The 22875-nt window shown below is 44.5% G+C and carries 17 protein-coding genes; 14 read left to right on the forward strand and 3 right to left on the reverse strand.

Annotation, left to right across the window (positions count from 1 at the left end; all coding sequences use genetic code 11):
- Positions 1 to 2: 2 nt before the first annotated feature.
- Positions 3 to 431 carry a hypothetical protein gene (locus NBH03_RS09855; protein WP_250799480.1) on the reverse strand — a complete coding sequence of 143 codons (429 nt, stop codon included), beginning with the start codon at positions 429 to 431 and terminating at the stop codon, positions 3 to 5.
- A 70-nt stretch (positions 432 to 501) separates the two neighbouring features.
- Between NBH03_RS09855 and addB the strand changes: the two genes are divergently transcribed.
- The 9 genes from addB to glyA all read left to right on the forward strand — a co-directional run bounded on the left by addB (position 502) and on the right by glyA (position 15385).
- Entirely contained in the window at positions 502 to 3972 is a 3471-nt protein-coding gene (addB, locus tag NBH03_RS09860; RefSeq protein WP_250799481.1) for a helicase-exonuclease AddAB subunit AddB, read from the forward strand.
- The gene (gene addA / locus NBH03_RS09865) at positions 3969 to 7655 is read left to right on the forward strand and encodes a helicase-exonuclease AddAB subunit AddA (RefSeq protein WP_250799482.1); all 3687 of its coding nucleotides are present in this window, start codon (positions 3969 to 3971) and stop codon (positions 7653 to 7655) included. The genes addB and addA overlap by 4 nt, the downstream gene beginning before the upstream one ends.
- 118 nt (positions 7656 to 7773) lie before the next feature.
- On the forward strand, positions 7774 to 7998 hold the full coding sequence (locus NBH03_RS09870) for an alpha/beta-type small acid-soluble spore protein (protein ID WP_242993792.1): 225 nt from the start codon (positions 7774 to 7776) through the stop codon (positions 7996 to 7998).
- Between the two features lie 3 nt (positions 7999 to 8001).
- Positions 8002 to 8754 carry a class I SAM-dependent DNA methyltransferase gene (locus NBH03_RS09875; protein ID WP_250799483.1) on the forward strand — a complete coding sequence of 251 codons (753 nt, stop codon included), beginning with the start codon at positions 8002 to 8004 and terminating at the stop codon, positions 8752 to 8754.
- A gap of 20 nt (positions 8755 to 8774) precedes the next feature.
- The gene (gene hslO / locus NBH03_RS09880) at positions 8775 to 9659 is read left to right on the forward strand and encodes an Hsp33 family molecular chaperone HslO (RefSeq protein WP_117527536.1); all 885 of its coding nucleotides are present in this window, start codon (positions 8775 to 8777) and stop codon (positions 9657 to 9659) included.
- A 212-nt stretch (positions 9660 to 9871) separates the two neighbouring features.
- On the forward strand, positions 9872 to 10813 hold the full coding sequence (locus tag NBH03_RS09885; protein ID WP_250799484.1) for a DUF5688 family protein: 942 nt from the start codon (positions 9872 to 9874) through the stop codon (positions 10811 to 10813).
- Between the two features lie 145 nt (positions 10814 to 10958).
- Entirely contained in the window at positions 10959 to 12224 is a 1266-nt protein-coding gene (gene hisS, locus NBH03_RS09890) for a histidine--tRNA ligase (RefSeq protein ID WP_015515430.1), read from the forward strand.
- Positions 12225 to 12259: 35 nt separating this feature from the next.
- Complete coding sequence (gene aspS / locus NBH03_RS09895) at positions 12260 to 14059, forward strand: aspartate--tRNA ligase (RefSeq protein WP_015515431.1); 1800 nt, start codon at positions 12260 to 12262, stop codon at positions 14057 to 14059.
- A gap of 87 nt (positions 14060 to 14146) precedes the next feature.
- A complete protein-coding gene (gene glyA / locus NBH03_RS09900; RefSeq protein ID WP_015515432.1) occupies positions 14147 to 15385 on the forward strand; it encodes a serine hydroxymethyltransferase in 1239 nt (412 codons plus the stop codon).
- An 85-nt stretch (positions 15386 to 15470) separates the two neighbouring features.
- Here glyA and NBH03_RS09905 read toward each other — a convergent pair whose 3' ends face one another.
- A complete protein-coding gene (locus NBH03_RS09905) occupies positions 15471 to 16274 on the reverse strand; it encodes an HAD family hydrolase (protein WP_147322531.1) in 804 nt (267 codons plus the stop codon).
- Positions 16264 to 16899 (reverse strand): lactate utilization protein, encoded by a 636-nt coding sequence (locus NBH03_RS09910; RefSeq protein WP_117538572.1) that lies wholly within the window; start codon positions 16897 to 16899, stop codon positions 16264 to 16266. Before NBH03_RS09910 ends, NBH03_RS09905 begins: the two co-directional genes overlap by 11 nt.
- A gap of 183 nt (positions 16900 to 17082) precedes the next feature.
- On the opposite strand from NBH03_RS09910, the gene NBH03_RS09915 reads away from it, so the two are divergent.
- The 5 genes from NBH03_RS09915 to NBH03_RS09935 all read left to right on the forward strand — a co-directional run bounded on the left by NBH03_RS09915 (position 17083) and on the right by NBH03_RS09935 (position 22706).
- Positions 17083 to 19173 (forward strand): DNA topoisomerase, encoded by a 2091-nt coding sequence (locus tag NBH03_RS09915; protein ID WP_250799485.1) that lies wholly within the window; start codon positions 17083 to 17085, stop codon positions 19171 to 19173.
- A gap of 31 nt (positions 19174 to 19204) precedes the next feature.
- Complete coding sequence (locus tag NBH03_RS09920) at positions 19205 to 19876, forward strand: acyltransferase (RefSeq protein ID WP_015515435.1); 672 nt, start codon at positions 19205 to 19207, stop codon at positions 19874 to 19876.
- Between the two features lies 1 nt (position 19877).
- Positions 19878 to 20795, forward strand: a complete 918-nt coding sequence (locus NBH03_RS09925; RefSeq protein ID WP_250799486.1) for a CPBP family intramembrane glutamic endopeptidase — start codon at positions 19878 to 19880, stop codon at positions 20793 to 20795.
- Positions 20796 to 20996: 201 nt separating this feature from the next.
- On the forward strand, positions 20997 to 21689 hold the full coding sequence (locus tag NBH03_RS09930) for an iron-sulfur cluster assembly scaffold protein (RefSeq protein WP_015515437.1): 693 nt from the start codon (positions 20997 to 20999) through the stop codon (positions 21687 to 21689).
- Positions 21690 to 21695: 6 nt separating this feature from the next.
- Positions 21696 to 22706 (forward strand): GGGtGRT protein, encoded by a 1011-nt coding sequence (locus NBH03_RS09935; protein WP_117527522.1) that lies wholly within the window; start codon positions 21696 to 21698, stop codon positions 22704 to 22706.
- Positions 22707 to 22875 lie beyond the last annotated feature (169 nt).

The raw sequence follows: 22875 nt of genomic DNA on the forward strand, positions 1-22875 counted from the left end.
GGTCAGCGAGCCTTGTCGATCGCCTGGGCGATGGCACTGAGAAGTACCTGTGAAGTATAGCGGCTGGACGATTCGTAACGGATATCATCGATGGAGACGCCGGCGGCCAGCTGCGCGGAGATGGCATCCATACTGGTTGTCAGCAGCGGATACATGGCCGCAACAGATTCATCCAGATTGACAATGGAAGCGGATTTGATGTGATCTTTGTCAACGATAACCTGGATATCAACCGATTGATTGTTCAGTGTAATTGAAGATGTGTAAACACCTGCGGTATAAGCAGAAGCCGGGGATGTTTGCACATCTTTTTTGCTTGAGCCGATGACGAAAAGAATAAAAACAGCGGCTGCAATAAGAATAATGAGGACGAGAAGAAATGTTAAAAGCTGTCGGAGCCTGAAAACAAAAATGCGGGTATCACTTTGCATGGAAATCCCTCCGTAAAAATGTTAATATATGTATATGAAAAACTGATGTTAAATATGAGAGGAGAACAGAATGTCACTACAATTGATCCTGGGAGGCAGCGGAACGGGCAAATCCACCAGACTGTATCAGATGATTGTCGAAAGATCGGTACAGTTTTCTGATGAAAAGACGCTGTTGATCGTGCCGGAACAGAAGACCATGCAGGCACAGAAGAATATTGTTATGCATCATCCGCGGCATGGTGTGATGAATGTAGATGTACTGAGTTTTGAACGTCTGGCCTATAGAATCTTTGAGGAGCTGGGGCTGAATCAGAAGGAAATTCTCGAAGATACCGGCAAGAGTATGATTATCCGAAGAATTTTGACGGAGCATGAAGAAGAACTTTCTGCCTTCAGAGGCAATATACGCAAAAAGGGTTTTGTGGACGAAGTGAAGTCTATGCTGTCGGAGCTTTTACAGTACGGCGTGACGCCGGATATTCTCAGAAAGCGAAGCATGGAAATGGGGACTGAGTCTGTTTTATATGCCAAATTGCAGGATATAACAGTGATTTATGAGGCTTTTCTTGACAGAATCCATGAAAAATATATGACAACGGAGGAAGTGCCGGATCGGTTATGCGATGTGATCGAACAATCCGATATGATTCGCCGTGTGCACGTATTTCTGGATGATTTTACCGGTTTTACACCCATTCAGTACCGTCTGATGACCCGCATTCTGCAGTTGGCACCGAGGGTAGTGATGACGCTGAATGTGGATGTTTCGGAGAATCCGTATCAGACCGTTTCCATGGAGCACCTTTTTTACCTGCCGAAGGATACGATTTTTCAGCTGGAGCGGATCTGCCGTGAGCATCAGGTGTCCAGAGAAGCGGACATACATCTTGAAGGCAATGAAAATGGGCGGTTTGCCGAACATCCGGAACTGGCTGCCATGGAGAAGAATCTATTCAGAAAAAGGGCTGCGGCCCGGGCAGAAAAGCCGGAGGATCTGATGGCTTTCAGTCTGACATCACCGAATGATGAGATGGGTTTTGTGGCGATGAAGATTCATGAATATGCAGCTAGGAAGCATTACAGATACAGGGATATGGCTGTTGTAGCCAGTGACATGAATCTGTACCGCAGCAGTGCTGATTATTGGTTTGATAAGTATCAGATTCCTTGTTTCTTTGACGGCAGACGCAACATTTCGGGAAATATGCTGGTTGAATGGCTGCGGTCACTCTGCAGTGTTTTCCTTCAAAAATACAGTTATGCGTCTATGCTGCGGTATCTCAGAAGCGGCCTTACGGGTATTTCAGAGGAGGAGACGGACTGTCTGGAGGATTATGTGCTGGCGCTGGGCATCCGCGGCCATAGTAAGTGGACAAAGGTGTGGACGGCCAAAATGCAGGGAATGACCGATGAAGAGCTGGACAGGATCAATGGCATCCGGGAACGGCTGATCCTGCCCTTGGAAGCACTTTATGAAGTAAGCCGGAATAAGGAAAGCCGGACCGTCGATTTTATGCGGAGACTTTATTTGTATATGCAGCAGCTGGGCATTCGAGGACAGCTGGAGGCATGGACTGCGTTCTTTGAGAAAAACGGGGATCTTTCAAGAGCCAAGGAATATGAGCAGATTTACGATGTGATGATCGAATTGCTGGAGAGAATGTACTTGATTCTCGGTCAGGAGCTACTTTCTATTCAGGTCTTTTCCGATGTGCTGGATGCCGGCGTCAATGATGTGCGGATTGGCATTATTCCGCCGGGAGTGGATCAGGTAACTTTTGGTGATATACGCCGAACAAGGCTGGAGAACATTAAAGTCCTGTTTTTTGTCGGCATGAATGATGGATTGGTACCGCTTATGGAAAACGGCGGCGGTCTGCTGACAGAAATTGAGAGAGACCGTCTGGCATTGCATCACATTCATTTGGCACCAACGGCAAAGGAAAATACATGTACAGAGCAGTATTATCTTTATATGAATATGACAAAACCTTCTGAAAAGCTGATACTGACCTGTTCTGAGCAGGATGCAGCAGGGAAAGAGAAGCGGCCGTCCTCTATTTTTGACAGGATCAAAGCGGTTTTTCCGAAGCTGGTACTGGAACGGGTACACCAGACGGATACGGAAAAAGGAGATTTGATCCACAGTTATCAGTATATGATCAGAGGGCTTCGTGAGATCAGTGAGAATGGACAGATTCCCGAAGACTGGCTGGATGTCTATGACTGGTTTATGTCAAGGCCGGAGTATGCAGAGAAGACCAGACAGCTGGTGGAAGCAGCATTTTACAGGCATTGGGATGAGCAGTTGTCTCAGGCGGCTGTCAGGGCCGTTTACGGCGGGCAGCTGACGGGCGGTGTGACGATGCTGGAGAAATATGCAGCCTGTGCCTATGCCCATTTTCTTTCTTATGGACTCCATTTAAAAGAAAGAAAAATTTATCAGGTACAGGCGCCGGATATTGGCATGATCTTTCATCAGGCAATCGAACGTTTTTCACTGAGAATCGGACGGAGCGGCTATCAGTGGCGGACAATTCCGGATGAGATCAGGGATCATCTGGTGGAAGAATGTGTCAGCAGCGTTGTACTGGAATATAATCATTCTGTGATGCAGGACAGTATGCGCGCCAATTATCTGACTGAGAAAATCATGCGCATGACCAAACGAACCATCTGGGCACTGCAGCAGCAATTGAAGAAGGGGGATTTTGAGCCGGTCGGATATGAAGTCCGTTTTACGACGGAACTAGAGAATCAGCAGATGCATTTGTCTTACGGGGATCGGGGCGTCATGTCTTTAAATGGTAAGATTGACCGAATGGACCTGTGTGAGGAAGATGACAAAGTTTATCTGAAGATTATAGATTACAAGTCCGGACGTACAAAGTTCGATCTGGCATCTGTCTTTCATGGTCTGCAGCTGCAGCTGATGGTCTATATGAATGCGGCACGTGAGGAACAGCAGCAGAAAAAGAAGCAATGCATCGTTATTCCGGCTGGAATTCTGTATTATCACATTGATGATCCTTTTGTGACATCAGACAATTTTCGGGATTTTGCGGGCAACCAGCCTGTCGGTTCAGATGAGCAGAATGAAGATTATTCGGATTCGTCCGGTGCTGCAGAGGATGTGCTTTCAATTCTTGAACAGCTGGCGGTGGATGGTCTTGTGCTGGATGATGACGATGCTGTTCGACATATGGATCATCACCCGGAGGAACCACCGAAAGTTCTTCCGGTCAAGATAAAAAAAGACGGGACATTGTCTGCATTATCCAGTGCAGCAGCACCGGAGAATTTTGAAGTGCTTTCATGGCATGTGAAGCGGACAACAAAGCGATTAGGGGAAAAGATTTTTTCAGGTGATATTTCCGTACATCCTTATCGGTACGGAACACAAAAGGCCTGTGATTACTGCAGCTTTAAGTCGGTATGCGGTTTTGATCCGGCCTTTGATGGATTTGACTGGAAGCGCCTGAAAAAAATGAATAAAGACGAGATCTGGGAAGCAATCAGAAAGGAGGCGGGAGAATGAGTATTCAGTGGAGTGAAAAACAGCAGGCGGTCATTGATGCAAGGGGCTGTTCTGTGCTTGTATCAGCGGCAGCCGGTTCAGGCAAAACCGCAGTCCTTGTGGAAAGATTGATCCGATTACTGACGGATGAAAAGCATCCGGTGGATATTGAGCGCTTGCTTGTGGTGACATTTACCAATGCGGCTGCAGCGGAAATGCGTGAACGTATTGGCAGAGGGTTGGATCAGAAATTGCTTGAAGAACCGGATCACACAGCATGGATCCGGCAGAAGCTTTTATTGCCCTGTGCCCAGATCTCAACCATTCACAGTCTCTGCCTGAAGACAATCCGTGAACATTTTGAAGTACTGGATCTGGATCCGTCCTTCAGACTGGGAGATGAAGCTGAACTGAAGCTTTTGAAATCCGATGTGGCAGAGGATGTGATGGAGACTTATTATGCATCAGAAGACAGGGCCTTCAGAGCTTTTGTGGATCGCTATGCCAACGGCAAGACCGACCAGGGAATTGCAGAAATGATCATTGCGCTGTATGATTATTCAAGAGGATTTCCGTGGCCGGAATATTGGCTGAAGCATTGTCTGGCAGCTTATTCGACAGATGAAGAGCATAATGGAGCCGATCAGGTGAAAGAATTTGCCATGATGCAGCTGAATAATGTTCTGACCAAATATCTGCCGCTTTTTGAGGAAGCCCGGGCATTCTGTCTTGAGCCCAATGGTGTGGAAGCTTATCTTCCGGTGATCGAGGATGATAAAAAGTGGTTTCAGATGCTTGGTGAGTCGGAAGATTATGACGGCAGCAGAGAAATTTTGCACAAGATCGTCTGGAAACGTCTGCCGAGAACGGCGGCGTCCGTTGACCCGAAGATTAAAGAGAAAGTGAAGGAGATTCATGCGGATTTCAAATCAGAGATAGAAGGGCTTAGGGATGGCTATTTTGTACACACATTTGAAGAACTGAAGGCGGAGCTGACTTATATCCGCCCGTCGGTCAGGATGCTGATCGAATTGACAGAAGTTTTCGGACAGCAGTTTATGGCGGTAAAGAATGACCGGAATATGTTGGATTTTTCAGACCTGGAACATTATATGCTGCAGCTTCTGGCTGATTTTTCAGAAGATGAACAGGGGCAGATGCAGGTGAAACCGACATCTGCTGCAGATGAACTCAGTGAATTTTATGAAGAGGTTGTCTGCGATGAATATCAGGACAGCAATCAGGTACAGGAATTGATCCTCAGCCTTTTGTCCAGAGAACGCAAAGATCAGTATAATCGTTTTATGGTGGGAGATGTGAAACAGAGCATTTATCGTTTTAGACTGGCAGATGCAGCTATTTTTATGGAAAAATATCACCATTATGCTCTTGGAGAAAGTCAGAAAACAAGGCAGCGTATTGATCTTTCACAGAATTTCCGAAGCAGGGAAAGTGTACTTTCTGGCGTGAATTATATTTTCCGTAAGATCATGAAGAAGAGTCTCGGTGGGATTGACTATGATGATCAGGCAGCTCTTTATCCGGGAATGGCATTTCCGGAGGCAAAAGGCAAAAATATTGCGGACAATACGGAACTTCTGTTTCTGAAGGGAGACGGTGAGACGACGGATCCAGATGATGAGAGCCTGGATTCTGTGGAGCTTGAGGCGAAGCTGGCGGCAGTCAGGATCCGGGAATTGACAGATCCGGAGCATGGAATGGATATTTATGACGGTGCGCTTGGAGATTACAGGAAAGCTGGGTACAAAGATATTGTCATACTTCTTCGGACGGTGACAGGATGGGCTGAGAAGTTTGTGGATGTGCTGGCTTCAGAGAATATTCCTTCCACGGCTGAAATGTCCGCCGGATTTTTTGACACGCTGGAGATACGGACAATGCTTCAGTTCCTGGCAATTGTCGATAATCCGGGGCAGGACATCCCGCTGGCAGCGGTTTTGTGTTCGCCGATCGCCGGTATTTCTTCGGAAGAGATGGCTCTGATCCGTTCCAAACATTCAGAAGGCAGTCTGTTTGGCGCATGTATGGCATGCAGTGAAGAGACACCGGGAGCAGCAAAGCTTAAAAAGTTTCTTGCGATGTTTCATGATATCCGGCGAGCTTCTGTTTACCTGGAACTGCATGAGCTGATCCGCTATATCTATGATCGGACAGGCTATTATGATTATGTTCAGGCTTTGCCGGGGGGCGAAAGGCGAAAGGCCAATCTTGATCTGCTGCGTGAGCGGGCAGTGGCTTATGCGGCCGGCAGTTACAGCAGTTTGTTTGACTTTATGCGATATATTGAACAGCTCAAAAAGAACCAGATTGATTTCGGTGAGGCGGTGATGCCTGAAAATGACAAAGGCCGTGTACGGATCATGAGTATCCATAAGAGTAAAGGGCTGGAATATCCCATTGTTATTCTGGCCGGACTGGGCAAAAAATTTAATTTTCAGGACAGCATCAGCAAGTTGGTTATGCATGCAAAGAGCGGCATCGGGCTGGATGCGGTCAATCTTCAGACCCGCAAAAAGATGACATCTGCCTATAAGAAATTTATTGCAGCCCGACTGAATCTGGAAACGCTGGCAGAGGAGCAGAGGATTTTATATGTGGCTATGACCAGAGCCAAGGAAAAATTGATTATGACCGGCATGGAGAGCCTGAAAAATACCGACAAAAAGCTTGAAATCTGGCAGAGAAACAGTGGAATTTTGGGTGAAGTTTTTCCTGACTGGATGCTGACATCCGCCAGGTCTTATCTGGACTGGATCATGCCGGCTGTAATGAACGGAGAAGCCGAGAACGTTGTGACGCTCAGAATGGTGGATATCTGTGCCCTTGTCGGCCGTGAAGTGGGGCGCGTTATAGATAAAAAATGGCAGAAAGAAGAACTGCTTCAGCGAAAGCATACTTTGTCCGATGTGTCGGAGACGGACGTTTCTAAACGACTTTTCGGGGAAGAAGGATGGCAGTATCCTCAGAAAGCATTATTATCAGTCAAAGGCAAATATTCTGTTTCAGAATTAAAAAAATATGCCATGGAAGCAATCATGGAAGCGGCACCGGCACCGGGGATGGCCCTGGCTGAAAAGCAATCAGAAACAGAAGAGGCGTTGCCTGATTTTATGAAGGATAAGGAAGTGGATGAAACACACGAAGTTTCGAATGTCGGGGCTTTTCGTGGTACAGCTTATCACAGGGCACTGGAACTAATCGATTTTGCGGGGCGTCCCGATGAAAGAGATGAAGCATGGCTGCGCAGTCAGCTAAATGCGATGACATCCGCAGGGCGTTTATCCGAAGAGCAGAGGCAAAGTATCAGGATTCGGGATATCGCTGATATGGTGTTTTCAAATCTGGGGCTTCGAATGGCAGAGGCGGACAGACGTCATGAATTATATCGTGAAGCGCAGTTTGTTATGGGTGTGCCGGTATCCGCACTGTATCCGGAAGTGGACAGTGAAGAAAATGTTTTGATACAGGGAATCATAGATGCTTATTTTGAAGAAAATGGGGAACTGATTCTGTTGGATTACAAGACCGACCATGTCTCAAAACAAGACGGTGCAGATATTTTGAAAAAACGTTACAAGCGGCAGCTGGATGATTATCAGCAGGCACTGGAGCAGATGCTTCAGAAAAAAGTCCGTCAGAAATTGATTTACTCATTTGCATTAAAGTGTTGGATTGAAATTTAGAGAATCAGCCATAAACAGCCGATTGCCGGATATATTGCGGTCTATGAGATAAAATGAATCGGGAATAATATCTGCGAAAGCGGGGAGACTCTTTGTTGAACAGGAGATGAACCGAATCGTGGAAAGAGATATTCTGAATAGAAAGATAACAAAGAAAAATGGTGAAAAGGTGCCAATTCGGACACTTAAACTGCAGGAACAATTAAAATACGAGATTGCCGATGAACTTGGACTTTTTGAAAAAATTGAGAAAAGCGGCTGGGGAGCATTGACTGCCAGTGAATCAGGAAGGATCGGAGGCATGATCAGAAAAAGAAATACACAAAATAAGAAAAAGGAATGAAGTATGGAAGCTTATACAGGATTTGCGCAGGTATATGATACATTCATGGATAATGTACCATATGATGAATGGGGAGAATATCTTGTTTCCCTGCTGAAAAAATATGGTGTGGAGGACGGCCTGGTTCTGGATATGGGATGCGGAACCGGAGCCATGACCCGTTATCTTGATGCCCATGGCTATGATATGACAGGCATTGATGTTTCGGAGGAGATGCTGACCATTGCAAAGGAAAAATCATCACCGGATATTTTGTATCTTCTGCAGGATATGCGGGAATTCGAACTTTATGGTACGATGCGGGCAGCCGTCAGTATTTGTGACAGTATGAATTATATTCTTGAGGAGGATGACCTTTTACGGGTTTTTTCCCTGGTGAATAATTATCTGGATCCGGGCGGTATTTTTATATTTGACCTGAATACTGTTTACAAGTACCAGGAAATCCTTGGAGAGCAGACCATTGCGGAAGACCGCGAGGAATGCAGCTTTATATGGGATAATTTTTATGATGAAGAAGAAATGATCAATGAATATGACCTGACAGTTTTTGTTCAGGAAGAGGGCGATTTGTTCAGACGTTACTGCGAAACCCATTATCAGAGAGCTTATTCACTGGAGACAGTCAGAGCATTGATTGAAAAAGCAGGTATGGAGGTACTTGCAATTTATGATGCTTTTACGTATAATAAACCGAAGCCTGATAGTGAAAGGGTTTATTTTGTAGCAAGAGAGCACGGGAAAAAGACCGTTTAAAACGGATGGAGGAATAGAAAATGTCAGATTATATTGTACATGCTTCGGGAGCCGGCAACCAGGTCAGAATTTTTGCGGCATCCACAAGAGATTTAGTAGAGAAGGCCAGAGAGATACATAACACGAGCCCGGTGGCGACAGCTGCTCTGGGACGTCTTCTGACTGCAGGTGCCATGATGGGCAGCATGATGAAGGGAGAGAAGGATCTTCTGACACTGCAGATTCAGTGCAGCGGGCCAATCGGAGGTCTGACGGTGACTGCAAAGTCCGATGGCACTGTCAAGGGATATGTGAATAACCCGGATGTTATGTTGCCTCCGAACAGCAAAGGCAAGCTGGATGTAGGCGGGGCCCTGGATCTCGGTGTTTTGAGTGTAATCAAGGATATGGGTATGAAAGAGCCATATGTTGGGCAGACGCAGCTTGTATCCGGAGAGATCGCGGAAGATCTCACCTATTATTATGCGACCAGCGAACAGATCAATTCAAGTGTGGCTCTGGGTGTTTTGATGGAGAAGAATAATACAGTGAAACAGGCAGGCGGTTTTATTCTTCAGCTGATGCCGTTTACAGAAGACGCAGTGATTGATAAACTGGAAGAGAACGTGAAGAAGCTCCCTTCTGTAACAACGATGCTCGAGGAAGGCGAGACACCGGAGGGCATGATCCGCCGTGTTCTGGATGGCTTTGATGTGGAATTTTACGAGGAGACACCAACGGGTTATGTTTGTGACTGTTCCAAGGAACGTGTTGAGAGAGCCATTATCAGTATCGGTAAGAAGGAAATCCAGGATATGATCGATGATCAGAAACCGATTGAAGTGAATTGTCATTTTTGCGGCAGACACTACGAATTTAGTGTGGATGATCTGAAGCATTTATTAAAGAAGGCTGTAAGAGCATAATATGTGGGCCGGTGCAGGAAACTGTGCCGGTTTTTTTATCATTAGAAGGGGTGCATGGCAGGAGAGTGTTGACGAATGGTTTTGACTGATGTCGGATGACTTATGGCGTTGTCGATGAATCATCATTGATGAAGGGAAATGTCGCCGCTATAATATAAATACAAACAAAAGTTCACGGCCGGAACAAAGTTAATGATATGGGGAGGAAGATCATGCATCAGTCAATTTTAACATACGGGGAGTTTGTGACATATATTCGGGAGAATGTAGAGGCCGTTTTGAACGAGGACAGAGAAGCGGAGGTTGTTTTAACGGAGGTTGAGAAGAATAATGGCGTGATGTCGGAGATTATGACGATCCGGCAGGAGAGAGAGAACTTTGCACCGGTTTTTTACATGAGAGATATTTATGAGCAGTATCTTCGAGGAATTTCACCGGATGACCTGGCAGAGCAGATGGTCAGCATCTGTCGGCAGCAGGAGGCAGACAGTTTGTCGGTGAATGGCGCTTGGTTTGAGCATTTTGAGAATGTCAGGGAGCATATTATCCTGAAGGCAGTGAATTATGAGAGAAACAGTCGTCAGCTCACAGACTGTCCTTTTATCAAGGCGTTAGATCTTGCAGTGACATTTCGGGTATTAGTTGAAGAAGAGCAGAGTCGAATCGGCACAGTTTTGGTCAGCAATGAGATGATGAAGTGGTGGCATGTGTCAGAGACGGATCTTTACAAGACAGCGGCAGCGAATATGCAGAGACTGTGGAAGGATGTATTGGAGCCGATACAGGATATGGTTCATGAGATGGCAGAGGGGCCGATGGCTGAAGCTTATGATGCATTTCTTGAGGAGAGGTCGGAGACAGGAACGATGCCACTTTATGTATTGACGAATGAGATCCGGCTGAACGGAGCTTCGGTTTTGTTTTATACAGATTGTCTGAAGCGCTTTGCGTCCGACATTGGGAGGGATTTCTTTGTGCTGCCCAGCAGTATTCATGAAGTTCTTTTACTGCCGGTTATGGACGAGATGAGTGCCTGGGATCTGAGACAGATCGTGGGGACGATGAATCATCAGGTGGTATCGGATGAAGAAGTGCTGTCAGACCATGTTTATCGATATTTACATAAGTGCAATAAGCTGATTATTGCCGCATAAGGCTTTTTATAGAATTTATTATTGTAACTTTCTAAAATCAGACCTTGCGGTTCGGGACAATATAGGCTAGAATGTATACAGGCGTTTTTTCAAAAATCGTGAGAAACGTTAGGATCGAATAATTAAAAGGAGTGTATACGATAGAATGAAGTTCATTAAAACACCTGTAAAGGGCATGTGCGATATGCTTCCTGCAGATATGCGTCTCAGAGAACATATTCTGCAGATGATCAAGACCAGCTATGCATCCTATGGTTTTATGCAGATTGAAACTCCAGTTATGGAACATATAGAGAACCTGACATCCAAGCAGGGCGGTGACAATGAGAAATTGATCTTCAAGGTGATGAAGAGAGGTGCTGATCTGACAAGAGCAATCGAGGCAGGTAAGCAGGAGTTTGCAGACAATGGTCTCCGATATGATCTGACAGTTCCGCTGGCGAGATATTATGCGAATAACAAAGAGAAGCTGCCGACACCGTTTAAGGCCCTTCAGATTGGTAATGTATGGCGTGCAGATAATCCTCAGAAGGGACGTTTTCGTCAGTTTACACAGTGTGATATAGATATTCTCGGTGATGATACGAATCTGGCAGAGATTGAGCTTATAGCTGCAACATCTGATATGCTGTCACAGATTTTCAGTGAAGTGGGCATTACAGATTTTACGATCCATATCAACGACAGACAGATTCTCCGTGCGGCTGCATTGCAGGCAGGTTTTGAAGAAGAGGCTATTGGTTCTGTGCTTATTTCACTGGATAAGTACGACAAGATTGGCCTTGAGGGCATTCGCAGGGAACTGATTGAGAATGGTTATGCAGAAGATGTTGTAACACGTTATCTTGCAATTTACGAATCCCTTCAGGGTGATGTGACATGCGGTGATTTCTGCAGTGATATTGCAGAGAACTACCTTGACAGAAAGGTTGTTGAGGGCGTAGATGATATTATTTCCTGTGCAAAGGCTATGATCAATGAGCATGTGAAGATTACATTTGATCCGACACTTGTGCGTGGTATGGGTTATTATACAGGCACAATTTTTGAGATCAGCATTGACGGATATAATTTCTCCATTGCAGGCGGCGGTCGTTATGACAAGATGATCGGCAAGTTCTGCGGGCAGGATGTCAGTGCATGCGGCTTTTCCATCGGTTTTGAGCGTATTATCACGATCCTGAAAGACAAGTTGGAGACAGTGACACCTGTTTCGGAGAAGAATCTGGCAATTCTTATCGGCAAGAATGTGCCCCTTGACAGAAAGCTCGAGATCTTTAAGCGTGCAAAGGCACTTCGTGCAGAAGGAACAACTGTTACGATTCAGCCGATGCGCAAGAATATGAAGCAGCAGATTGAGAAGCTCGAAGCAGAAGGCTTCAAAGAATTTGAAAAAGTTTATAATGATTAATATTTATACAAAAGAGCAGAGAGAGGAGTCTTAATATGGCTGAATCAATGAGTGGTATGAAACGTACCCATCGTTGTGCAGAATTAAGTAAAGCTCAGGTTGGACAGACTGTCACAGTGATGGGCTGGGTACAAAAGAGCAGAAATAAAGGCGGCGTTGTATTTGTCGATTTAAGAGACAGATCAGGTATTTTGCAGATTATTTTTGAAGAGAATAAGTGTGGTACTGAGATCTTTGAAAAGGCAGGCAAGCTCAGAAGTGAGTTCGTTATCGCTGTTACAGGTCAGGTATGTGAACGTGCCGGTGCTGTGAATAAGAATCTTGCAACAGGCGAGATCGAGGTTATTGCAGAGCAGCTGAGAATTTTATCTGAATCCGAGACACCGCCATTTCATATTGAAGAGAACAGTAAGACAAAGGAAGAACTTCGTTTGAAATATCGCTATCTTGATCTGAGAAGACCGGATATCCAGAAGAATATTATGATGAGAAGCAGAGCTTGTGCTGTTATCAGGAATTTTCTGACAGAAGAGGGCTTTCTTGAGATTGAGACACCGATGCTGACAAAGAGTACACCGGAAGGTGCAAGAGATTATCTTGTTCCAAGCCGTGTCCATCCGGGATCTTTCTATGCACTGCCTCAGTCACCGCAGCTGTTCAAGCAGCTTCTGATGGTATCAGGCTATGATCGCTATTTCCAGCTGGCAAGATGTTTCCGCGATGAGGACCTTCGTGCTGACAGACAGCCTGAATTCACACAGGTGGATATGGAACTTTCATTTGTAGATGTTGATGATGTTATTGATGTAAATGAACGTCTTCTGGCACGTCTTTTCAAGGAGATCATTGGTGTGGATGTACCGCTGCCAATTCAGAGAATGACATGGCAGGAAGCAATGGATCGTTTTGGCTCAGATAAGCCTGATACACGTTTCGGTATGGAACTGAATGATGTCACAGATGTTGTCAGAGACTGCGAGTTCGCAGTATTTAAGAATGCAATCGCAGATGGTGGCTCTGTAAGAGGTATCAATGCAAAGGGACAGGGCACAATGCCTCGTAAGAAGATTGATGCACTGGTTGCTTTTGTGAAGGATTACGGCGCAAAGGGTCTGGCTTATATTGCCATCCAGCCGGATGGTTCGATCAAGTCTTCATTCGCCAAATTCATGAAGGATGAAGAAATGCAGGCATTAATTGCAGCTATGCAGGGTGAGCCTGGAGACCTTCTCCTGTTTGCGGCAGATAAGAACAAGATTGTATATGCGTCTTTAGGTGCACTGAGACTTGAACTGGCAGACAAGATGGGACTGCTCGATAAGAACCAGTATAACTTCCTCTGGGTAACAGAATTCCCATTATTAGAGTGGTCTGATGAAGAGAACAGATTCCAGGCAATGCATCATCCATTTACAATGCCTATGGAAGAAGATCTTCAGTATATTGATACAGATCCAGGCCGTGTACGTGCAAAGGCATATGATATTGTCCTTAACGGTACAGAAATTGGCGGCGGCAGTGTCCGTATTCACCAGGATGATATTCAGGAGAAGATGTTTGAAGCACTTGGTTTTACCAAGGAAAGAGCACACGAACAGTTTGGTTTCCTCTTGGATGCTTTCAAGTACGGTGTTCCGCCTCACGCAGGACTGGCCTATGGTCTTGACCGTCTGATTATGCTGATGGCCAAAGTAGACAGTATCAGAGATGTTATTGCATTCCCTAAGGTAAAAGATGCATCCTGTCTTTTGACCAATGCACCGGATACAGTTGATGAGAAGCAGCTTGAAGAACTTGGTATCCGTGTGAATGAAGCTGAACAGACAGAAGAATAATTGGTATTCAAGTTCAATTGAAATGTTATACATGAAAAGCAGAGTTCCCAAAGGTGCTCTGTAGACAACAAAGGAGGTCGTGCATAAATGTACACATTTGATGAAATTCAGGCTGTAGACAGTGAAATTGCAGAAGCTATCCAGTTAGAAAAAGGAAGACAGAACCAGAATATTGAGTTGATCGCATCAGAGAACTTTGTAAGTAAAGCTGTTATGGCTGCAATGGGCAGTCCATTGACGAACAAGTATGCAGAAGGTTATCCGGGCAAGAGATATTATGGCGGATGCCAGTATGTAGATATTGTTGAAAATCTTGCTATTGAGCGTGCCAAGAAGCTGTTTGGCGCTGCTTATGTCAATGTTCAGCCACATTCAGGTGCTCAGGCTAATATGGCAGTATTTCAGGCATTCCTGAAACCGGGTGATACTTTTATGGGTATGGCTCTGGATCAGGGCGGACATCTGTCACACGGAAGCTCAGCCAATTTCTCAGGCAAGTATTTCCATTGTGTACCTTATGGTGTTAATGAACAAGGTTTTATTGACTATGATGAAGTAGAAAGAATTGCTCTTGAATGTCAGCCGAAGTTGATTGTTGCTGGTGCCAGCGCATACTGCAGAACAATTGATTTCAAGAGATTTAGAGAAATCGCAGACAAGGTTAATGCTATTCTGATGGTTGATATTGCCCATATTGCCGGTCTTGTGGCAACAGGTCTGCATCCAAGCCCGATCCCTTATGCACATGTTGTTACAACAACAACCCATAAGACACTTCGCGGACCAAGAGGCGGTATGATTCTCTGCGGTACAGAAGAATATGCAAAGAAACTGAATTCGGCTATTTTCCCGGGTACTCAAGGCGGCCCTCTGATGCATGTGATCGCAGCAAAGGCTGTTGCATTGAAGGAAGCACTCAGTGATGACTTCAAGGATTATCAGAAACAGATTCTTGTGAATGCTCAGGCACTTGCTGCAGGCCTTATGAAGAGAGGTATTACGATTGTATCCGGTGGTACAGACAATCATTTGATGCTGGTAGATCTTCAGAATCTTGGGCTGACAGGCAAGCAGGCTGAGAAGATGCTTGATGAGGTGCATATCACATGCAATAAGAATACAATTCCGAATGACCCACAGTCTCCATTTGTTACAAGTGGCTTAAGACTTGGTACACCGGCTGCAACAACAAGAGGTTTTGATGCAGACGATATGGATCAGATTGCAGAAGCCATTACATTGACATTGAAAGACTTCGAAGGAAATAAAGAGAAAGCAACAGCTATTGTAAAATCACTGACAGATAAACATCCGCTTTATGAATAATATTTGATGTTGAAATTGTCAAAAAGGGGCTGATGCGGATAGATATATCTGCGTCAGCCCTTTATGCGCGGGAAAACCACGGATTTTAGATGAGTCCAAAATGTAAAAGTGCCTTGGCGATGCCATGATTGTCAACGGTATCTGTGATCATCTCAGAGAATGGTTCAAGAACCGGTGAATGTTCACCCATAGCGATACCGTGTGCTGCAGCTTCGAACATCGGCAGATCGTTGCTGCTGTCACCGAAGGCCCATGTGTTGTCCATGGAGATATCCAGATGTTCGGCCAGTAGATGCATAGCAGAAGCTTTGGAGAATCCCTTGGGAACGCATTCATACATGCCCTTTCCACGGTCGATGACATCAATGAACGATTCGATTTCATGAATGAAAGCATCAGAATCGGCTTGATTATCAGAGACAAGGACGAATTTGTCATAGATGAAATTACGGTCTTCGATAAAGCAGGAGAGCCCAAGCCCTTCATCATTGAAGGATTTTCGTACCTGATTCATAATTCTCTGGCGATAAGTGCCGCGTTTGCAGTAGACATCTTCGGAGCCTTCAAGAAAGGCTTCAATGTGCCATTTGTCCATCAGATCAATAAGAAGCTGCCCTTCTTCTTCGGTAAAAGAATGAGCCAGCAGAATTTCATCATGATAGACAATGCGTGTTCCGCATCCGCAGAGATAGCCATCAAACCCAAGGGTTTTGAGAAAAGACGGCATGGTACGGATGGTTCGTCCGGTATTGATGAAAACCAGATGCCCATTTTTCTGAGCAGCAGCGATGGCTGAAAGAGCACTTTCCGGAATCTGATGGGTGGCATTGGATAATAATGTCCCATCAATATCGAAGAATAATAACTGATGCTGCATCTTAGTAGCCAAGCTCTTCACCTACAAGGAGAATTTTGATTCTGCCCGGAATATTGGAACGGCGGGTGATCACTGTGTGGGTACATATGCAGTCCGGACTCAGACAGTCTGCACATTGACCGGTGACAGCGCAAGGCGTCTTGCGGTTCAGGCGGACAGTATTCGGAGGTGCTGCTGACAGTTTGACACGTTTGTAGGCGGAATCAAGATCAGGACAGACTTTGTTCATGCCTGCGATAATGATGACATTTTTAGGGCCATGAATAAGAGAAGCAACACGATTGCCCGTGCCGTCAATATTGACCAGAAGGCCATCTGTTGTGATGGCATTGGTACTCATGAAGTAATAATCGCAGACTGCAACTTTGGAATAGACAGCATCTTTTTCTTCCTGGGTCTTGGCGATTGTACGGTCAAGAAAGATGCAGTCAGCTTCTTTGACGGCTGTATTGAAGCCAATTTCGGTAAGGGTTATAGAACCGCCGCAGGATACAGTGTTTCCTTTGGTCAGATAAGGTGCGATAGCCCTGAGTGCGGCCTGTCTGTCAGGAACATAATCAGCTTCAAAACCGCGTTTTTTAAGATTTGAGATCATTGTATCTGCAATATTTTTATAATACTGTTGTTTTGGTGTCATTATAAACCTCCTTACGATAAATGATTTAATATGATTTTATTTGTCTGCACCAAAATGCAGATAAGTGTATTATAACACGAATAAAAAGGATTCGGAAAAATTTTTCATGACTTGACAAGTGTGATAAAATATGTGATAAACAAAAATGACAGATAATAATATAAAATTTACGGAGAATAGAGAGTGCAGAGTAAATCGTTATATATAGCAGAAAAGCCCAGTGTGGCCAAAGAATTTGCCAAAGTATTGAATGTCGGCGGACGTGCATCGGATGGCTATCTTGAGTCAGCAGATGCAGTTGTGACATGGTGTGTCGGACATCTGGTGACGATGAGTTATCCGGAAGTTTATGATCCGAAGTTGAAGAAATGGTCTTTGGATACATTGCCGTTTCTGCCTGAAGAATTTAAATATGAATTAATTGATGATGTGAAAAAGCAGTTTCGTATTGTGGAGCGTTTGCTGAATCGAGAGGATGTCACTTGCATCTATGTCTGCACCGACTCAGGAAGAGAAGGAGAATATATTTATCGCCTGGTGGATCAGATGGCACATGTTGGGGACAAAGATAAACGGAGGGTGTGGATTGATTCTCAGACAGAAGAAGAAATCTTAAGAGGCATCCGGGAAGCTAAGCCGTTGTCTGAATATGATCATCTGGCAGATGCGGCTTATTTGAGAGCCAAAGAAGATTATCTGATGGGAATTAATTTTTCACGACTGCTGACCCTGAAATACGGGCAGTCGATGTCTAATTATCTTGGTACGAAGTATACCGTTATTTCTGTGGGGCGCGTAATGACATGTGTGCTTGGCATGGTGGTGCGGCGAGAACGTGAAATTCGGTATTTTGTCAAGACACCGTTTTATCGGGTACTTGCTGCTGCGGATATCCTGGGACGGGAAGTGGAGGCTGAATGGCGTGTGACAGAAGAATCGGTGGCATGGCAGAAACCGGTTTTATATAAAGAGAATGGATTTAAGACGAAAGAGGATGCACAGAAGCTGATAACATATATTGGGCGTGTGCAGCCGATGGAAGCGGAAGTCACAGCCATTGAGAGAAAAACAGAGAAGAAGAATCCGCCGCTTTTATATAATTTGGCGGAACTTCAGAATGATTGCTCGCGTATGTTTAAAATCAGTCCGGATGAAACACTGAAAATAGTCCAGGAGTTATATGAGAAGAAACTGGTGACTTATCCGAGAACCGATGCCAGAGTCCTTTCGACGGCTGTAGCGAAGGAAATCGACAGAAATATCAGCGGCTTGAAACAGGTACCGGCTTTTGCTGCTTTTGCAGATAAAGTACTGGCTATGGGGAGCTATAAGAAAATTGCATCTACGCGATATACCAATGACAAACAGATTACAGATCATTATGCAATTATTCCAACCGGTCAGGGGCTGGGGGCTCTGAGAAGTCTTCATCCACAATCAGAAAGCGTTTATGAAGCTATCTGCAGACGTTTCCTGAGTATTTTTTATCCGCCGGCACAGTACAGAAAGTTATCCATGACATTGAAGGTGCGGACAGAGAGTTTTTATGCCAGTTTCAAGGTTTTGACGGATGAAGGTTATCTGAAAGTTGCCGGTATTCCGAAGAAAGCTCAGAATACACAGGGACAAAAGGACGATGAAACAGAAGATGTAGGGTGTGATACAGCCTTTCTGGATATGCTGAAGGATTTGAAAAAGGGTTCCCATCTGCCGGTGAAACGGTTGATGATCAAAGAAGGCGAGACGTCGCCTCCGAAGCGTTACAATTCCGGTTCACTGATTCTGGCAATGGAAAATGCAGGACAGCTGATCGAAGATGAGGAACTGCGAGCTCAGATCAAAGGTTCCGGAATCGGAACAAGTGCGACAAGGGCAGAGATTCTCAAAAAGCTTGTTACAATCCGTTATCTGGCGCTGAATAAAAAGACACAGATTGTGACACCGACACAGCTGGGAGAGATGGTCTATGAAGTTGTAGATAACTCCATTCGATCACTGCTGAATCCAGAATTAACAGCCAGTTGGGAAAAAGGACTAACGTATGTGGCAGAAGGCAGTATTACATCGGATGTTTATATGGAGAAACTGGAACGATTTATATCTGATCGTACAGGCAGGGTTATGGTTTTACATAACCAGTATCAGTTGCGGGGCAACTATGACCGGTGTGCAGCTTTTTACAAGAAAGAACAGCGCCCGTCAGCAAAAGGAAAGACGATCAAAAAAGTTTCATCCAATGCGAAGAAGCAGACAGGTAAGGTTTCAACAGAGTAACTTTTATATAGAATAAATGGAGGTATTCAAAATGTATGAAGGATTAAAAATTGCAAACATGTACACATTGTCGGAAACAATTGCAGCAGAGTTATTGTCATCCGTCACCTACCCATGGGAAGCACTTCCGAAGATTGGTGATTTTATCAAGAAACTTGGACCAACATTGCCTGAAGAAGACTATGAATACAGAGGTGAAGATGTGTGGGTTGCAAAGGATGCGACTGTATTCCCATCTGCGTATATTCATGGACCAGCGATCATCGGCAAGGGTGCAGAAGTCAGACACTGTGCATTTATCCGTGGTAATGCGATTGTGGGTGAAGGTGCAGTTGTCGGTAATTCAACTGAGCTTAAAAATGTCATACTTTTCAACAAAGTTCAGGTACCGCATTATAATTATGTGGGAGATTCCATTCTTGGATTTAAGGCACATATGGGAGCCGGTTCTATTACTTCCAATGTTAAGTCAGATAAGAAGCTGGTGGTTGTTCATACCGGTGAAGGCAATATTGAGACTGGTCTCAAGAAATTCGGTGCAATGCTGGGAGACTGTGTAGAGGTAGGATGCAACAGTGTTCTGAATCCGGGTACAGTGCTTGGACCGAATGTGAATGTTTATCCGACATCCTCTGTTCGCGGTTATGTACCAGCAGCCCATATTTTTAAAACGCAGGATCAGATTGTAAAGAAAGAGGCATAGTATGCGCAGAAAGATCACAGAGGCCCATTTGCTGTTGATTATAACTTTTGCCATGTATATGGGCTATCAGTGGCTGATGCAGTGGATACCTCTCCATGATGTTATGTTTCATGTCATCATGGGACAGGTGATGCTGATTTTCCCAGGAGCATTGTGGATGCTGATACGATATCGGAAGAACAGACCGCAATTGTCAGAAAGAATGCTTTTTACACCGATATCCAATGCCAACATCAAGATGGCGGTGGCCGTGATTATTTCTGCGTACCCGGTTGTGGTGATTTTGAATCGTTTTTCTATGTTTTTTGTGAAAAACCAGGTGATGGAAGTCATGCCTTATATGATGAGAATGGGGTATTTTCCAATGCTGTTTGTAATGGCAGTGATGCCAGCGTTTAATGAGGAATTTTTATGCAGAGGAATCTTGTACGGCGCATACCGACAGCGGGCTAAGACGACGGGAATATGGCTTAGTGCATTGGCTTTCGGGCTGTTTCATCTGAATTTCAATCAAATGCTGTATGCGGTTTATCTGGGGATAGTTTTGGCACTGATGGTTGAGGCAACCGGTTCAATTTATACATCCATGCTGATGCATTTCCTGTTGAATGGTTTCAATGTGACAATGAACTTCATGGCCAATCAGAGACTAATAGCGGATGCGGCGGTGAATCAGCAGCAAGTGACGGAATCTGTATCACAGACATTATCCGATGTGCCTATTCAGCAATTGGTGACAATGGCTGTTGTGCTGGCCATTTTCATCTTTTTAAATGGCATTTTGATCTACAGTACCTTTCGGATGAATGGTCGAAGTCTGCAAAATGACGGTGAAAAAGGACGAGTGATCGATGGGTGGATTGTCATTTTTGTGATAATCACTGTGATTTTAACGTATATGAATACAGATTTTCTATGATTTTTCTACATATTGCTATTCCGAAAACAAATATTAGATGTATTGATGCAAGAACAATCCTGTTTTTGTCATAAAATTATCAAAGATGCCAAAAATAAAAAAATGAGCAAAAAACACTGGACTTCATTGAGAATTGATGGGAAAATAGTAAACAGATATGATGTAAATTTTGCATGATACATATTTGAAAGGAGTCACAAAATGATTTATTCACATGAAGTAGAATTAATGTGCCCTGTTGCAAAAGGCGCAAAACATGAGCCTGCTCCAATCCCTGAAGAAGGCAAATGGGTTCATTCCAAAGAAATTAAAGATATTTCCGGCTTTACACATGGTATTGGCTGGTGCGCACCACAGCAGGGTGCCTGCAAGCTGACACTGAATGTTAAGGAAGGTATTATAGAGGAAGCTTTAATCGAGACAATCGGATGTTCAGGTATGACACATTCAGCCGCTATGGCAGCTGAAATTTTACAGGGCAAAACCATTCTGGAAGCTCTGAATACAGACCTTGTTTGTGATGCAATTAACACAGCAATGAGAGAGCTGTTCCTTCAGATTGTATACGGCAGAACACAGAGTGCGTTCTCTGATGACGGTCTTGCAGTTGGTGCAGGTCTTGAGGATCTTGGCAAGGGCCTTCGTTCTCAGGTTGGTACAATGTATGGTACAAAGGCAAAAGGTGTTCGTTATCTTGAGATGGCAGAAGGTTATGTTACAGGCCTTGCCCTTGATGAGAATGATGAAGTTATCGGTTACCAGTTTGTAAGCCTTGGAAAGATGACTGACTTTATCAAGAATGGCGATGATCCTAATACTGCATGGGAAAAGGCAAAAGGTCAGTATGGCCGTGTAGCAGATGCAGTTAAAATTATCGACCCGAGAAAGGAGTAATCTAAAATGGCTTTATTTGAATCATATGAAAGAAGAATTGATCAGATCAATTCTGTTTTAAATAGCTACGGTATCGCTTCTATCGAAGAAGCAGAGAAGATCACAAAGGACGCAGGTCTTGATGTATACGAACAGGTTAAGAAGATTCAGCCAATCTGTTTCGAGAATGCATGTTGGGCATATACAGTCGGTGCTGCAATTGCTATCAAGAAGGGTTGCCGTAAGGCTTCCGATGCAGCTGCAGCAATCGGTGAAGGTCTTCAGGCTTTCTGTATCCCGGGTTCTGTTGCAGACCATCGTAAGGTTGGTCTTGGCCATGGTAATCTTGGCAAGATGCTGCTTGAAGAAGAAACAGAATGCTTCTGTTTCCTTGCAGGTCATGAATCTTTTGCAGCTGCAGAAGGTGCTATCGGTATCGCTGAAAAAGCCAACAAAGTTCGTCAGAAACCACTTCGTGTTATCTTAAACGGTCTTGGCAAAGATGCTGCTCAGATTATTTCACGTATCAACGGTTTCACATTTGTTGAGACACAGTTTGATTACAAAGCCAACAAGCTGAACGTTGTATATGAGAAACCATATTCAACAGGTCTTCGTGCATCTGTTAAATGTTACGGTGCAGATGATGTTCAGGAAGGTGTTGCAATCATGCATCACGAGAACGTAGGTGTTTCCATCACAGGTAACTCTACAAACCCTACAAGATTCCAGCATCCTGTAGCAGGTACATACAAGAAAGAATGTATCGAACAGGGTAAGAAATATTTCTCAGTTGCTTCCGGCGGTGGTACAGGCCGTACACTTCATCCGGACAACATGGCAGCAGGTCCTGCTTCCTACGGTATGACAGATACAATGGGACGTATGCATTCTGATGCTCAGTTCGCAGGTTCTTCATCTGTTCCGGCTCATGTTGAAATGATGGGTCTGATCGGTATGGGCAATAACCCAATGGTCGGCGCTACAGTTGCTGTTGCAGTTAGCGTTGAGGAAGCAGCAAGAGCTGGCAAGTTCTAAGGCCTTTGTTAAAAAGATAGTATAATACAGTTGCTTTTTGTGAAAATGGCATTTGTACACATATAAGATAAGCACGTGAGGTAAGAATCTCACGTGCTTTTTATGTTTACAAGAATAAATTATGGAAGAAATAGAATTTTCCAAAGAAGTTATCCAGCGAGGGGCAGAT

The organism is Coprococcus intestinalis (assembly GCF_023656595.1).
Lineage (GTDB): Bacteria > Bacillota > Clostridia > Lachnospirales > Lachnospiraceae > Coprococcus_A > Coprococcus_A intestinihominis.